The organism is Flavobacterium macrobrachii (assembly GCF_014486675.1).
GTDB lineage: Bacteria > Bacteroidota > Bacteroidia > Flavobacteriales > Flavobacteriaceae > Flavobacterium > Flavobacterium macrobrachii.
Genome location: NZ_JACTAC010000016.1, coordinates 13,511 through 28,304 on the forward strand (window position 1 = coordinate 13,511; position 14,794 = coordinate 28,304).

The window sequence follows — 14,794 nt, forward strand, 5'->3', positions numbered from 1 at the left end:
TTTTTGATGTTCTAACTAAATTAAATTACATTTGAAATAAATAAAAAAATATGCTTAAAAATTTAATAATTAATTTTCTAAAGAAAAGATTTTATAAAATTAAGCTTTACAGACAATTATCACCTTCTACTCAAATTCAGCAAGTAAAGTTGTTTCATTATTATATTGATTGTCTTCGCGCAAATAATTTACCCAATTTTAATGCTACTGGTTTTAAAGTTTTCTCACAATTTGAAGAAGATGGTAAACTATTGTATATTTTTTCTATTCTAGGAATGGGAAATAAAACTTTTGTTGATTTAGGCTCGAATGATTGCGTAAATAGTAATTGTGCCAATTTAGCAGTCCATTTTAATTGGAAAGGATTGTTTGTTGATGGAGATAAAAATTTAATCGAAATTGGTAAAAAGTTCTACAAAAAGACACCAAATTTTTGGAGTTATAAACCAAAATTTGTGCATGCTTTTTTAACTAAAAAGAATGTAAATAACATTATTCAGACTGAAGGTTTTGAAGGTGAAATTGAGTTGCTTTCCATTGATATCGACGGAAATGATTATTGGATATGGGAATCGCTAGAAATTATTCAACCAAAAGTCGTGATTATTGAATGTCAGTTGGCTTTTGGATTAGAGGAAAAAGTAATTCCGTATAGAGAAGATTTTAAAGAAGATGTTAGAAACTCTGATAATTATGGTGCTTCCGCATTAGCATTACAAAAGCTAGGAAAGCAGAAAGGTTATCGACTAGTTGGAGCAAATGAATATGGTAATAATTTATTTTTTATAAAAAATGGTTTAGCAGAAGTTCAACTGCCAGAAGTAAGTGTTGAAAGTCTATTGCAACATCCTTTTGCAACAGAAAAATATGCAAAATAATTATTCTTTAAAGCTCAAAAACAAATCATTCCACTGCTTCATAATTTCATCCAGTTGATACTTGCTTTTTATCTGCTTTGCATTTGATCCAATTTTAATCCGCAAGTCTTTATTTTCAATCAATTCAATCAATTGATTGGCAAAAGCAAAATAATCGCCATCTTCAATTAAAAAACCATTTTCTTTGTTTTTAATTAAAGCTCTTGGTCCAACAGGACAATCGAATGCAACAACAGGTAAACCACAACTCATAGCTTCTAAAATTACCATAGAAAAAGATTCTGACCTTGAAGTCATTGCATAAATAGAAGCGTTATTATACTTTTCTTCAATATTTTTAACTGGAGATAAAAATTTCACTGAATTAATAATTTCTAATTCTTCGGCTAATTTTTCATAACTTAATCCTTCCTTTGTTTTACCATAGATTTCAAGTGTCCAATCAGGATGTTTTTTGATTACTAGTTTCCAAATTTTCAATAATCTATCAATACCTTTTTCATAGGAATATCTTGCTGCAGCTATGACGACTTTTTTATCCAATGCTGATGATGAAAACTCATTTTTCCAAAGTGGATTAGGAATAACTATTCCATTTTCAACATTCCATTCCAGAAGTGCTTGGTCAGAAAGTGCTACGAATTGATTGAATTTTTTCGCACTATGATTTCGGAAATAGTACTTAAAATTATGTGTTATGTTATTTAGAAAATGCTTTTTGTAGTTAACTGGTTCATTAAATCTAGATGCATGTACTTCAAAAACAATAGTCCTTGAGGTTTTAATTATATAAGGAAACAAAAACACTTTATAACCAAAATCACAAAGAACAATAATATCTGGATTTACAGTTTTTAGTATTGCTTCCACTTGTTTTTTATATTGCAATAAAAAGGAAATTGGATTACCTTTTAAAGTTATATCATGCAAATGAAGTTTTGGACTAAATTCAAAAAAAGGATTAGAATGTCCATCATTTTGAGTTATTACGTGAACCGTATGATTGAATTTCTCAGCTAAATAGTTTAACTTGATTGATAGAATTCGGGCAACTCCACCTTCGTTGTTAATTTTTGGAGTTATGTATAAAACTTTCATTTTGAATTGGCTAAGAATTAATCAAAATCTCTGATATAAACGTCTTATTTCACAATATCTTCAATATTTGTAATGGTAATAATTTCTATAACCATCATTTTTATTTAATCTTTAGTAAATCCAACCATTGTTTTCCGATAGAATCTATTTCGAATTTACTAATACTCTTTTTTGCATTGGATTTAAAATGTAAATATAAGTCATAATTTGAAATTAGTCTTTCCATGGCAACTTTCAATTGTTCCCAATTTTGATTTTCTACTAAAATACCATTATCGTTAGTGATTATTTCACTTGGACCAGAATTGCAATCAAAAGCAATAACTGGTGTTTCACAAGCCAAGGATTCAATGAGTACATTTGGCATTCCTTCATTTTCACTACACAAAACTAAAAACATAGCTTTACTAATAAATTGGAATGGATTGTCTTGATATCCCAACAAATGTACTTTGTCTTCCACTGAAAACTCTTTCATTGGTTGCTCTAAAGAATTTTTATCACCATTACCTAAAATTACCAAATGAATATTTTTTTCGGGCAAATCAGATTTTGAATACGTTGCAATTAATTTATCAAATTGTTTTATTGGGTTTTCATATTGACCTACAGCAATTATAAACTGAAAATCTAAATCAATTGGAAAGTTTTTAAGCAAATCAATCTCTTCTGAATTAATTGGATTAGCAATTGTTACAACATTTTTTAATTGATGCTTTTCATTAATTAGCTTAGTCATCTTTTCCGTAAGCGAAACAACGGCAAATGAATTATCGTATATCCTATTTGTTAGCCAAGAATTATTGGGCATATAATGACCAATCAAATAACTATGAACCGTAAAAATGATTTTAGTATTGTAAATAAATCTAGAAATAATTAGCTCTTGAATAGGTTTTGTTCTAAACCTAAAGTCTATGATATAATCAAAATTGTTTTGATTTAAATAGCTTCGCAATGCCTTTAATCGTTTGAATTTATTAAAAAATCCATTCGTTTCATCTTTCAATAAGCCAAGATTTACAAGCTTTCCAGAATAGGGATAAGAAACTTCATCGACAACAATAATATTATGAATTTCAATATTGTTTTGTTCAAAAAAAACGCTCAATCTAGCCATAACTCTGTCGCTTCCGCCTGAACTTAGACGATAACCAATTAATGCTATTTTATATTTTTTTTCTTGTATCAAAAGTAGGTTTCAAATTATTGGCTAATATAAATCGAATAAATAGTATATTTTTACATCAAAACAAATTTAAGAATTAAATCATGTAATAAACTTCAAAAAAATTACATGAAAAAAGAATTAAAATGAGCCAAAATCCTCTTGTTACTGTAATTTGTCTTTGCTACAATCATGCCGATTATGTAGTTGAAAGTTTAAATTCAGTTATAAATCAAGATTATAAAAACATAGAATTGATAATCTTAGATGATTGTAGTAAAGATGACTCCGTTATAATTATTGAAAGCTGGCTAAAAAATCATCCAGAAATACAATTTATCAAGAATTCTGATAATATAGGAAACACAAAAACGTTCAACATTGGATTACAACTTGCTAAAGGCGATTTTATCATTGATTTTGCTGCTGATGATGTGTTGAAAAAAAACTGCATTTCAAGACAAATAAATCAATTTCAAACTACAACTTTTGAAAACGTCGGTCTTGTTTATGGAAATTGTGCCTTGATAGATGAAAAAGGAAATTTTTTAGAATCATATTTTGAAACCAATTCAAATGGAAAAGTAGTTTCAAAAAGAACTAGCGGAAATGAATATCTTAGAATTCTTGCTGGTGGAAAAGATGCAATTTGTAGTGTAAGCTCTTTAATTAGAAAAGAAGTTTTTGAAAAGCTCAATGGTTATGATGAAACCCTAGCCTATGAAGATTTGGACTTTTGGATTAGAGCATCACGAGTGTATAATTTTGATTTTATTGATGAAATCATTATCGAAAAAAGAGTATTGAAAAACTCAATGGGAAGTAATTTTTACAAAAAAAACAACACACTGACCTATTCAACTTATAAAATCCTAAAAAAAGCACTTTCGCTAAATAAAACTAGAAAAGAAGATTTAGCACTACAAAAAAGAATTCACCATGAAATAATTACTACTTTTCAAAGTGGAAGTTATAGTTTGTGCATAAAAAATATTGGATTAAGAATTCAGATTGGTTTTAGGAAATGGTTTAACAAAAATTAATCCCTAGCATTTTACTTTTGATAAAAAGAATTAAAAATTTCACAAAATACTCCTTTCAATAATTGATTAAAATGCTGAATAAAAACCATGTAAGTAGTAATAGTTTGACCCCATTTAAGATTGGTAGAAATGGTTAATTTTCCAAAATTTGAATTTAAAACTTTCTTATTTTGAAAGTGTTTTTTTATCTCAAAAAAATTAAACTAAACTCTTTCTAAAATAAATTACTAAAATAATAAGATAACATAAAAAAGTTAAAGAATGAGCCATCATAACACCTTCAATGCCGAAATTATTAATAAAAAATAAACTTAAGATATAGGTTAATCCTAAAGAAAAAAACTCTGTTAAAACATAAACCAATGTGTTCTTTTTGGCCAATAAGTTAAATGACAATATCCAAGAGGCAATTTTTAAAACATCACCAATTAATTGCCAAAAAAACAACGAAGTTATCGGCAAAAATTCTTCAGTAAATAATATCTTGACTAAATAAAATCTAAGAAAATAAATAATAATCAATCCCATACCAAAAATGGGAAGTATTGATTTATAAAAACTTAAAAAAATTAGTTTAGTTTCATAATCATTTTTTGCCAGTGATAGTTTAGGTAAAAAGTAAATAGATAAAATTGTAGTAGCAAAAAGTAAATAATAAGAGGATATTCTACTAATTGCTTCCCAATATCCAGCTTCTTGTAATCCGATTGTTTGAATGACATAATTTCTAATCGCCAAAAAAACAATTGGTCCAATGACCGAAGAGACAAAAGCCATTAGCGAATATGAAGACAAATATTTAATTATTTTAAAATCTAATTTTTTAAAGTCTAATGATTGAAAAAAATTAACTTCTTTGTTGATATAATAATATGTTACAAAAAACAAAACGGATGGTGCAACTATAATTGATAACAAAGCACCAAGAGTTTGAAATCTTATAATCAATAAAACAGATGTAATCAGTCCTATGAAATTAGCAATAATATTTATGTAAATCACTTTTTTATACTTTCCTAAACCATTTATGAATGATAGAAAAAATATAGAACTTGCATACCAAGGAAGTAATAATGCCAAACATTTAATTACAACTGAATATTTAGAAATATTTCCAAATAATTGAAAATTCCAATAATCTGCAAATAAAAAAAGTATGAAAGACAAAACAATTGAAATTAAAAATAAAACTAAAAAAACAACAGAAAAAATTGCTTTAACTTTATGTTTATCTTCTTTATTATCAGAAACATATTTAACTATTCCGTTTTGAAAACCAAGAGTAACAATGCTTTCCACTGAGTTAGTGAAATTTCTAAAGTTCCCAACCAACGCCATACCCGATGGACCAACGTAAACAGCTATAATCTTGGAAGTTATAAAACCTATAATTATCTTAAAAAAAACACTTAAACCATTCAAAGAAAAAACTTTAAACAATTCATTGGCTCCAATTTTTTTAAAAAATATCATCACTTGCAAACTAACTATAACAGTGGTTCAAACTCTTCCGAAAAGTACTCATTTATTTTATAAATCATCATAAGTTGTTAAAAATTCGCAATTCTAAAATAAATGATTAATTTTAAACAGAATTAATTTTAAATGTGAGAATAGAACGTATTTTTTTGATTTTGATTGCTTTCATAAGTTTTTTTTGCAAAACTTATGGTCAAGACATTACGCTTTTTCAACAATTTAATGGTCGTTATGATTTTACTTTTATTGGAAAATCAATGAATACCGAAGAGAATAACAACACTACAAACATCGTTACAACAACTTCTTCCTCAACAAATCTGAATTTGAATACTGAAAATACAATTGAAAAAGCCTATCTGTATTGGTCAGGAAGTGGAGATGGTGATTTTGAAGTAAAACTAAACGAAACAACAATTACTTCCGAACGACAATTTTCCTTTTCAAGAGATTTTGATGATTTTACACTCTCCTATTTTAGTGCTTTTGCAGACATTACAAATCTTATACAAACCATTGGAAATGGAACTTACACTCTTTCTGAATTGGATATTTCCCCTTTTGAAGAAATCCATAGAGTTAGGAGAAGAACCAATTTTGCAGGTTGGGCAATTTTAATTATTTATAAAAATGATAATTTACCAATTAATCAAATTAATGTTTACGATGGTTTGGAAGCTTTATCAGTAGATTTTGTTGGAGAAATTGACACAATTACCATCAATTTGAACAGCTTAAATGTATTGGATGATGTTGGTTCTAAAATTGGTTTTTTGGCTTGGGAAGGTGATAGTTTGTTAGACATTGACGAGTCACTCAAAATTAATGGTGATGTGTTGAGTAACTCGCAAAATCCACCAACAAATGCTTTTAATAGCACGAATTCTTTTTCTGGTGAAAATAATTTATTCAATATGGATTTGGATGTTTACGACATTCAAAACAACATTCAAATTGGTGATACAGAAGCCATTATTGAAATGACAACTGGTCGCGATTTTGTAATGATTAATACTATTGTAACCAAACTGAATAATCAATCGCCCGATGCCACTATTAGCATTGATAATATTCAAAAAGAATGTAATTCCAGAGTTATTGTAGTTGATTACACTATTTATAACTTAAACTGTACCAATTTTTTACCATCAGGAACACCAATTGCAATTTACATCAATAATGAATTTTTTGAATATTTAGAAACGACACTTCCAATCCCAATTGACGGACAGTTTTCTGAACAAGTTACACTAGTTATTCCAGCCGATTTTCCAAATAGTTTTGAATTAAAATTTGTTGTTGATGATTTAGGAACTGGAACAGGAATTGTAAACGAATTGATAGAAGATAACAATAGTTTTACCACAACTTTTGACTTTTTTGTGCCAATAGAATTTAATCCTTTACAAGATATACTTGGTTGTAATGAAGGATTAACTCAAGGCACTTTTGATTTTTCAACCTATGAAGAATTAGTAAAAACAAATCCTAATCATACGGTTCAATTTTTTGAAAGTCAAGAAGATGCGATGCTTCAAATTAATGAAATTTTGACAACTACAAATTATGTTGCTAACACAACTCCAAAAGAAATTTTTGTTAGAATAAACGATGATTTTTGCTTCACTACAACTTCCTTTTTTTTGAAGACAAGAAATTGTCCACCAACAGTTTACAATTACATTTCAGCAAATAATGATACTGTTAATGATACCTTTTTTATTGATGGTTTACGAGATGTATTCTTAGATTTTAAAATCGAAATTTACAACCGTTGGGGAAAATTAGTTTGGACAGGAAACCAAAATACTGAAGAATGGAATGGTTATGTCAAAGATGGTTTTTCCATAAAAAAAGCGCCAGATGGAACTTATTTCTATTTAATTTTCCTAAATGATATTGATTATCCTGAACCTTTGAAAGGATATTTGTATATCAATCAATGACAAAAAAACATTAAGAAATTAAGTTTCATTAAGTAATAACTCTTAATTTTTCTTAACTTCTCAATTGTTGAAACTATTTCTAAAATGATTATTCTCAACCAAACTACATATTACGAGTGTAATAATTGTAGTCTTTCAAAATCGTTTGAATAAATTCCCTTGTATTTCCCATTTCGTTTTTAATACCGGTAACTTCCTCAATTTTAGCTGTTAATTTATTTAAAACAACAAAATCAGACGTTTTTGCTGCAGTAGTAAATGTTTCTTTAATAATTCGAACATCGTTATCCGAAAGCTTTATGACCAATGGAAATCTTGGCTGATAAACATCTTCAATTTCTTCTAAAATAGTACTGTTGATGGAAATTTTACTCTTCAAAGTAATCACTGCCGTTCCAGCCGAAATATCACCTAAACGTTGTGTGTTTTTATTCACAACCATAGCAATCAAACCAACAACTCCGCTACTAATCGAAATATCAATCACTCGAAACAACCATCGAATTAAATAATCGCCAAAAGATGCTTGGTAACCATCCAGTTTCACCACTCTAATTTTTAACAATTTTTTTCCAAAAGTTTGTCCTTCAAATACTAATTCTAAAACCAACGAATAAACAACAATTGGTAAATAAAACAGCATATAAATTGCCATTTGCGACCAACGATCGAGCTGATTAATGAGTAAATTGAGGTTTAAATAATAAAAGAAAATGTAAAAAACGGTAATTCCGTATGCTATTTTTATCAGTAAATCAATTAGATACGCACCAATTCGTTCACCAACCGATGCAGCTGTAAAACTTATCGTAACATTTTGCGTTGTATTTATTGCTAGTTGTGACATAATTTTTATATTAGCAATCCATGAGAGAAGTTGCATTCATAAAACAAAATAAAGAAAAATGGCTTGATTTTGAGCAAGCAATTTTTGGTAAATCTATAAAAAATCCTGATGAAATGGCAAGTTTGTACATACATTTGGTAAATGATTTGTCTTATGCGCAAACGTATTATCCAAAAAGTAAAACCGTAGTTTACCTAAACTATTTGGCTTCACAGATTTATCAAAAAATTTATAAAACCAAACGAGAAGAAAAAAATCGCTTCATTTATTTCTATAAAACCGAAGTTCCATTGTTGGTTTATCAATACAAACGTTATTTATTATATGCTTTTGTTTTGTTTTTTGCTTGTGTTGGAATTGGTGTTGTTTCTGCAAAATATGATGACAACTTTGTTCGATTAATTCTTGGTGACTATTATGTCAACATGACTTTGGACAATATTAAAGACGGAAATCCAGTTGCAGTGTATAAGTCAGGAAGCAATTGGGGTGGATTTATCGCCATTACTTTAAACAATCTTTTCGTTGGTTTGAAATGCTATATCTATGGAATTTTTGGCGGAATTGGTACGTTTTGGGTATTAATTCAAAACTGTATTATGCTCGGTTCGTTCCAATATTTCTTCTATCAACAAGGTGTTTTTTGGGAAAGCGTTCAAGGCATTTGGATTCACGGTTCAATGGAAATTTTTGCAATGGTTGTCGAAGCAGGTTGTGGATTTATTCTTGGTGCTTCTATCCTATTTCCTAGAACTTTTTCGCGATTGAATTCCTTTAAAATTGGATTTAAAGACAGTTTAAAAATATTTCTCGGAACAGTTCCGTTTACTATTGCAGCCGGAATTCTAGAAGGTTTTGTAACACGTTATTCGCTTGAAATGCCGAATTGGTTGAATGTTTTCATCATTTTAAGCACATTGTCTTTTATATCATTTTACTTTTTAATTTACCCAACCATTGTTCATAAAAAACTAAACAAATAACTATGTTTCAATTATTTAAAAACAGAGATTTCGGCGATTACATCAGCGATACTTTTGGTTTTTTCAGACAAACTGGAAAGCATTTCATGAAAATTTACTTCACCATCAATGGTATTCCGTTGATGATTATGTTGGTGTTGTCCTATTTTCTATTTCAAGTCTATTTTGATTTACTTAAAACCAGCATGAGCGGACAAGATTTTAGCGGTTTTGAAAATTCGATGACTGAAAATTTCCCATTTATCGTTATTTTGGCAATTTTACTATTTCTGTTTTTGATTTTTATGTCAATGTTAAGCTATACTGTTCCAGTAATTTACCTCGATTTATACGACAAGAAAAAAGGAAACAATTTTAGTGTTGGCGATGTAGTTTCTGCTTTGAAATCTAATTTTGCCAAAATGCTAATCTTCTTTATCGCATCGCTTTTTGTCATTACTCCTATTTTAATTATCGTTTTTATACTCTTATTTTTATTGGTATTTATTATCATTGGAATTCCTTTATTATTGTTTGCAATCCCAACTGCATTTAGCTGGATAGCTTTGAGTTACTACGAATATATCAACTTTGACAAAGGTTATTTCGAAGCACTTTCGGATGGATTTTCCAAAATGAAATCACAATATTTCCCAATTGTTGGTTCGCTGATGTTGATGTACATTATCATTCAAGTTACAATGACTGTTTTTACTATGATACCCTACGCATTTGGAATGGTTTCAATGGTTACTTCTTTGGAACAAAATCCCGGAAGTACCGAAGGATTGGCAACTTTTGGAATTATGATGGCAATTATAATGGTAATTACAATCTTGATGAGTTATATATTGAATAATTTGATGCTAATCAATCAAGGTTTGGCACATTACAGCCGAAGAGAAAACGACGAAAACATTATTGCTCAAGACTCAATTGATTTAATTGGACGTGAATAAATTCATAGTACTTTTTTGGTTATTATTTTCTGTTTCCGTTTGGTCACAGGATTCTTTGGCTGTTGCCAAAAAAGATTCTGTGGTTTTTAGCGAAAAAGACATCATCGTTGATACCAATTCTGAAGTTTCACAACCCAAATTCGAAACCAATTTCAAAGAAAAATATAAGTCTTCCGAATTTCAATACCAAGCAAAAATCACCGAAAAATCGCTTTGGGACAAATTTAAAGAATGGTTGGCCTATTGGTTCAAAAAGATTTTTGGGCTTTCCAATATGAATGTTTCTGAAAAGTATGTAGAATATACGCTGAAAACATTGGCAGTTTTGATTGTTTGCTACGTTATTTATATGATAACCAAACTAATTTTAAACAAAGAAGGTCAATGGATTTTTGGAAAATCAACCACCAAAAAGATTTATACTGACGAAGAAATCGAAAAAAATCTAACGCGAATTGATTTTGAAAAACTAATCAAAGAAACATTAACCGACGGAAATCATCGTTTGGCTATTCGCTATTATTATTTGTTCGTTTTAAAACGGCTTTCCGAAAAAGAAATCATCGAATGGAATACCGAAAAAACCAATACCGATTATTTATACGAAATAAAATCAGCCGATTTAAAAACTGATTTTCAATACCTTTCTTATTTGTACAACTACATTTGGTATGGCGAATTTGAAATGACCGAAGAAAGCTTTTTACAAGCTAAAAATGCCTTTGAAAAAACCCTTCAATCACTGAAAAAATGAGCAGAACATTAAAAATATATGTTTTCTTTTTGTTGCTACTGATTGTTGGCGTAATTTATATTGATGCCGTTCGACCAAAACCAGTCGATTGGTCGCCGAGTTATTTATTGAAAGATAAAATTCCGTTTGGATTGTATGTTTTTAACGAAGAATACAAAACACTATTAAAAGACCGCAAGGTCGAAAAAGTTAGCCAAACGTTTTACGAAGCATTTGAACCTAATTATTATGATGACGATACCTTAAATGTTTACGCTAAAAAAGGAACAATTCTCAATATTTGTGACGAATATGTAATTGATGAACAATCAACTCAAGAAATTTTAACCTACGTTGCCGAAGGAAATAATGCGTTTTTAAGTGTTGAAAAATTGCCTCAAACGCTAATCGATACTTTAAAATTGGAATTAGATGCAAAACCAAATTTCACGAAAGAAACTCAGGTTTGGTTATCTAATTCAACTTTAGGAAATAAAAAATATACTTTAAACAAAGGCGATAATCCTTTGGCATTCTCAAAAATCGACACACTTAAAACTACCGTTTTAGGTTATCAAGGAAGTGAAAAAGAAAAACAAATCAACTTTATCAAAACACCTTTTGGTAACGGATTTTTCTACATTCATTTGCAACCTGTTGCGTTTACCAACTATCATTTGATTAAAGATAACAATGCGGAATATGCCGAAAAAGTATTGTCCTATTTACCAAAAGATGATGTTTATTGGTTAGTCAAAGACCAATCGAGTTTGATACAATCCTATTCGCCAATGCGTTATATTTTGAGCCAACCAGCATTAAAATGGGCTTGGTATATTTTCTTAATTGGAATTGTAATTTTCATGATTTTCAACGCTAAAAGGAGACAACGCGTCATTCCAGTTATAAAACCATTGCCAAATACAACCGTTGATTTTACCAAAACCATCGGAAATTTATACTATCAAGAAGGAAATCATCAAAATATAATTGACAAAAAAATTATTTATTTCCTCGAAAGAGTTCGAAACGAATATTTGATGGATACATCAAATTTGGATGAAAATTTCATTAAAAAATTACAATTAAAAACAGGTAAAGACCTAAAAGATATTGAACACTTGGTATATTTGATAAATTATCAGCGACGAAGCTACAATCAAAGTATCGAAAGTGATTTAATCGAAATCAATAATGCAATAGAAAAAATCATCAACTAATGGAAAATAGTGAAAACATAGAAAATATCGAAAGCAACGAAAATTTAAATTTTCAATCTCGACTAAACCTTGAACCGCTTCGCGAAAGTATTGACAAAATAAAAGCCGAAATGGAAACCGTAATCGTTGGTCAACACAAAATGATTGACCAATTGTTAGTGGCAATTTTAGCCAATGGACACGTTTTAATTGAAGGCGTTCCAGGTGTTGCAAAAACCATGACTTCAAAGATTATTGCCAAAACACTTTCGGTTGGTTTCAGCCGAATTCAATTTACGCCCGATTTGATGCCTTCGGATATTTTGGGAACTTCGGTTTTCGACTTAAAAAAATCAGAATTTGAATTCAAAAAAGGACCGATTTTTTCCAATTTAATTCTAATTGACGAAATCAATCGTGCGCCAGCAAAAACGCAAGCAGCATTGTTTGAAGTAATGGAAGAACGTCAAATCACTATCGATGGACATTCATTTCAATTGGACAAACCGTTCATTGTTTTGGCTACGCAAAATCCAATCGAGCAAGAAGGAACGTATCGTTTACCAGAAGCGCAATTGGATCGTTTTATTTTCAAAATCAACATTGATTATCCAAAATTAGACGAAGAAATTAGCATCATTCAACGTGAACATACGCTTCAAAATACTGGAAAATTAGAACACATCAAAGCAGTACTTTCTGCTTCGGATATTATGAACTATCAAGCTTTGGTAAAACAAATTATTGTAGAACCAAACCTGCTGGAATACATTGCAAAATTGGTTGTAAACACTCGTGAAAATGCGTTTTTATATCTTGGTGCTTCGCCAAGAGCTTCGATTGCTATTTTGAATGCTGCCAAAGGTTTTGCCGCCATTCGCGGTCGTGATTTTGTTACGCCAGAAGACATAAAAGAAGCGGCAATTCCAGTTTTACAACACAGAGTTATCGTAACTCCAGAACGCGAAATGGAAGGTTTAACTAGCGTTGAAATCATCAAACAAATTATAGAAAGTATTGAAATTCCGAGATAGTTAAAAAAGTTGTCGGTTATCAGTTGTCAGTTACCAAAAATAATTAGAGCTGATAACCAACAACCGATAACCGATAACTGAAAACCGACAACAACAAAAATGAACTTCTTCAAAAAACTATATATCAACAACTTCTTTTTCTACTTGCTAATTGGCATTGTAGCTTTGTTTTGTTTGGCGTTTATGTTTCCATCGCTTTACAACGCAACTTGGTATATTTTGCTTGGAATAATGGTGTTTTTTGTTTTGGATGTTATCATTCTTTTCAGTTCCAAAAACGGAGTTGATGCCGATAGAACAATGCCCGAAAAATTGTCGAATGGCGATGAAAACCCTATAGTTTTAACACTAAAAAACTTTTATACTTTCCCGATTAACGTTAAAATTATTGACGAAATTCCAGAACAGTTTCAAGAACGAAATTTTGAACTAAAACGCAAAATAAAAACCGCTTCGCAAGATGAGTTTCAATACTATTTACGACCAACACAACGTGGCGAATATCGTTTTGGAAGTTTGAATGTATATGTTTCTTCGCCTTTGAAATTGATTTCTAAACGCTATAAATTTTGTTCAGATGTAATGGTACCGACGTATCCATCATACATTCAATTGAGAAAATACGATTTGATTGCGTTTTCGAATAATCTATTCCAATATGGTGTGAAAAAAATTCGCCGAATTGGTCATACTATGGAATTTGAACAAATCAAAGAATACGTTCCTGGCGATGACATCAGAACCTTGAATTGGAAAGCTACAGCTAAGAAAAACAGCTTGATGGTTAATCAATTTCAAGACGAAAAATCGCAAAATATTTATATGGTTATCGACAAAGGCAGAACAATGAAAATGCCTTTCAACGGAATGAGTTTGTTGGATTATGCTATCAATGCAACGCTGGTAATGTCGAATGTTATTCTGAAAAAGCAAGACAAAGCTGGAATGTTTTCGTTTTCAAAAAAAGTAGATAATCGTGTCGTGGCCGAAAAACGAACGTCGCAAATGCAAAAAATTCTCGAAAATCTGTACAACGTAAAAACCGATTTTTTCGAAAGCGATTATTCCCGATTGTATGCCGATATTAAGAAAAACATCAACCAACGAAGTTTGATTATTTTATACACCAATTTTGAAACGCTAGATGGATTGCATCGTCAAATGCCTTATTTGAAAGGAATTGCCAAAAGTCATTTATTAGTAGTTGTCTTTTTTCAAAATACGGAATTGTATCAAATCACCAATAAAAAAACCGAAACAATCCAAGAAGTTTATGATAAAGTAATTGCTGAAAAATTCATTTTTGAGAAAAAACTAATCGTTACCGAACTCAAAAAATATGGTATTCATTCGGTGTTAACCCAACCGGAAAACTTGACTTTGGATACCATTAATAAATATTTGGAAATTAAAGCGAGAGGAATTTTATAATAAAGTTGTCAGTTATC

At 29.8% G+C, this 14,794-nt stretch carries 13 protein-coding genes; 9 read left to right on the top strand and 4 right to left on the bottom strand.

Annotation, left to right across the window (positions count from 1 at the left end; translation table 11 throughout):
• Positions 1 to 50 precede the first annotated feature (50 nt).
• Positions 51 to 878, top strand: coding sequence for a hypothetical protein (locus IAI56_RS05500; RefSeq protein WP_187656923.1), 828 nt, complete (start codon positions 51 to 53; stop codon positions 876 to 878).
• Here IAI56_RS05500 and IAI56_RS05505 read toward each other — a convergent pair whose 3' ends face one another.
• Positions 879 to 1,976 (bottom strand): glycosyltransferase family 4 protein, encoded by a 1,098-nt coding sequence (locus tag IAI56_RS05505; protein WP_187656924.1) that lies wholly within the window; start codon positions 1,974 to 1,976, stop codon positions 879 to 881.
• 100 nt (positions 1,977 to 2,076) lie between these two features.
• The gene (locus tag IAI56_RS05510; protein ID WP_187656925.1) at positions 2,077 to 3,168 is read right to left on the bottom strand and encodes a glycosyltransferase; all 1,092 of its coding nucleotides are present in this window, start codon (positions 3,166 to 3,168) and stop codon (positions 2,077 to 2,079) included.
• 122 nt (positions 3,169 to 3,290) lie between these two features.
• Between IAI56_RS05510 and IAI56_RS05515 the strand changes: the two genes are divergently transcribed.
• Complete coding sequence (locus tag IAI56_RS05515) at positions 3,291 to 4,187, top strand: glycosyltransferase family 2 protein (RefSeq protein ID WP_187656926.1); 897 nt, start codon at positions 3,291 to 3,293, stop codon at positions 4,185 to 4,187.
• Between the two features lie 198 nt (positions 4,188 to 4,385).
• On the opposite strand, the gene IAI56_RS05520 is transcribed toward IAI56_RS05515, so the two are convergent.
• The gene (locus IAI56_RS05520; RefSeq protein ID WP_244970334.1) at positions 4,386 to 5,627 is read right to left on the bottom strand and encodes an O-antigen translocase; all 1,242 of its coding nucleotides are present in this window, start codon (positions 5,625 to 5,627) and stop codon (positions 4,386 to 4,388) included.
• Between the two features lie 167 nt (positions 5,628 to 5,794).
• On the opposite strand from IAI56_RS05520, the gene IAI56_RS05525 reads away from it, so the two are divergent.
• Complete coding sequence (locus IAI56_RS05525) at positions 5,795 to 7,612, top strand: T9SS type B sorting domain-containing protein (RefSeq protein ID WP_317192456.1); 1,818 nt, start codon at positions 5,795 to 5,797, stop codon at positions 7,610 to 7,612.
• A gap of 103 nt (positions 7,613 to 7,715) precedes the next feature.
• Here IAI56_RS05525 and IAI56_RS05530 read toward each other — a convergent pair whose 3' ends face one another.
• Complete coding sequence (locus IAI56_RS05530) at positions 7,716 to 8,459, bottom strand: RDD family protein (protein WP_187656928.1); 744 nt, start codon at positions 8,457 to 8,459, stop codon at positions 7,716 to 7,718.
• A gap of 20 nt (positions 8,460 to 8,479) precedes the next feature.
• On the opposite strand from IAI56_RS05530, the gene IAI56_RS05535 reads away from it, so the two are divergent.
• The 6 genes from IAI56_RS05535 to IAI56_RS05560 all read left to right on the top strand — a co-directional run bounded on the left by IAI56_RS05535 (position 8,480) and on the right by IAI56_RS05560 (position 14,777).
• Entirely contained in the window at positions 8,480 to 9,442 is a 963-nt protein-coding gene (locus tag IAI56_RS05535) for a stage II sporulation protein M (protein ID WP_187656929.1), read from the top strand.
• A 2-nt stretch (positions 9,443 to 9,444) separates the two neighbouring features.
• Positions 9,445 to 10,380: a hypothetical protein gene (locus tag IAI56_RS05540; protein WP_187656930.1), complete on the top strand. Its 936-nt coding sequence runs from the start codon at positions 9,445 to 9,447 to the stop codon at positions 10,378 to 10,380.
• On the top strand, positions 10,373 to 11,134 hold the full coding sequence (locus IAI56_RS05545) for a DUF4129 domain-containing protein (protein ID WP_187656931.1): 762 nt from the start codon (positions 10,373 to 10,375) through the stop codon (positions 11,132 to 11,134). The genes IAI56_RS05540 and IAI56_RS05545 overlap by 8 nt, the downstream gene beginning before the upstream one ends.
• Complete coding sequence (locus tag IAI56_RS05550) at positions 11,131 to 12,333, top strand: DUF4350 domain-containing protein (protein ID WP_187656932.1); 1,203 nt, start codon at positions 11,131 to 11,133, stop codon at positions 12,331 to 12,333. The genes IAI56_RS05545 and IAI56_RS05550 overlap by 4 nt, the downstream gene beginning before the upstream one ends.
• Positions 12,333 to 13,346 carry an AAA family ATPase gene (locus tag IAI56_RS05555; RefSeq protein WP_187656933.1) on the top strand — a complete coding sequence of 338 codons (1,014 nt, stop codon included), beginning with the start codon at positions 12,333 to 12,335 and terminating at the stop codon, positions 13,344 to 13,346. The genes IAI56_RS05550 and IAI56_RS05555 overlap by 1 nt, the downstream gene beginning before the upstream one ends.
• Before the next feature lie 99 nt (positions 13,347 to 13,445).
• Positions 13,446 to 14,777, top strand: coding sequence for a DUF58 domain-containing protein (locus IAI56_RS05560; protein WP_187656934.1), 1,332 nt, complete (start codon positions 13,446 to 13,448; stop codon positions 14,775 to 14,777).
• Positions 14,778 to 14,794: the final 17 nt, after the last annotated feature.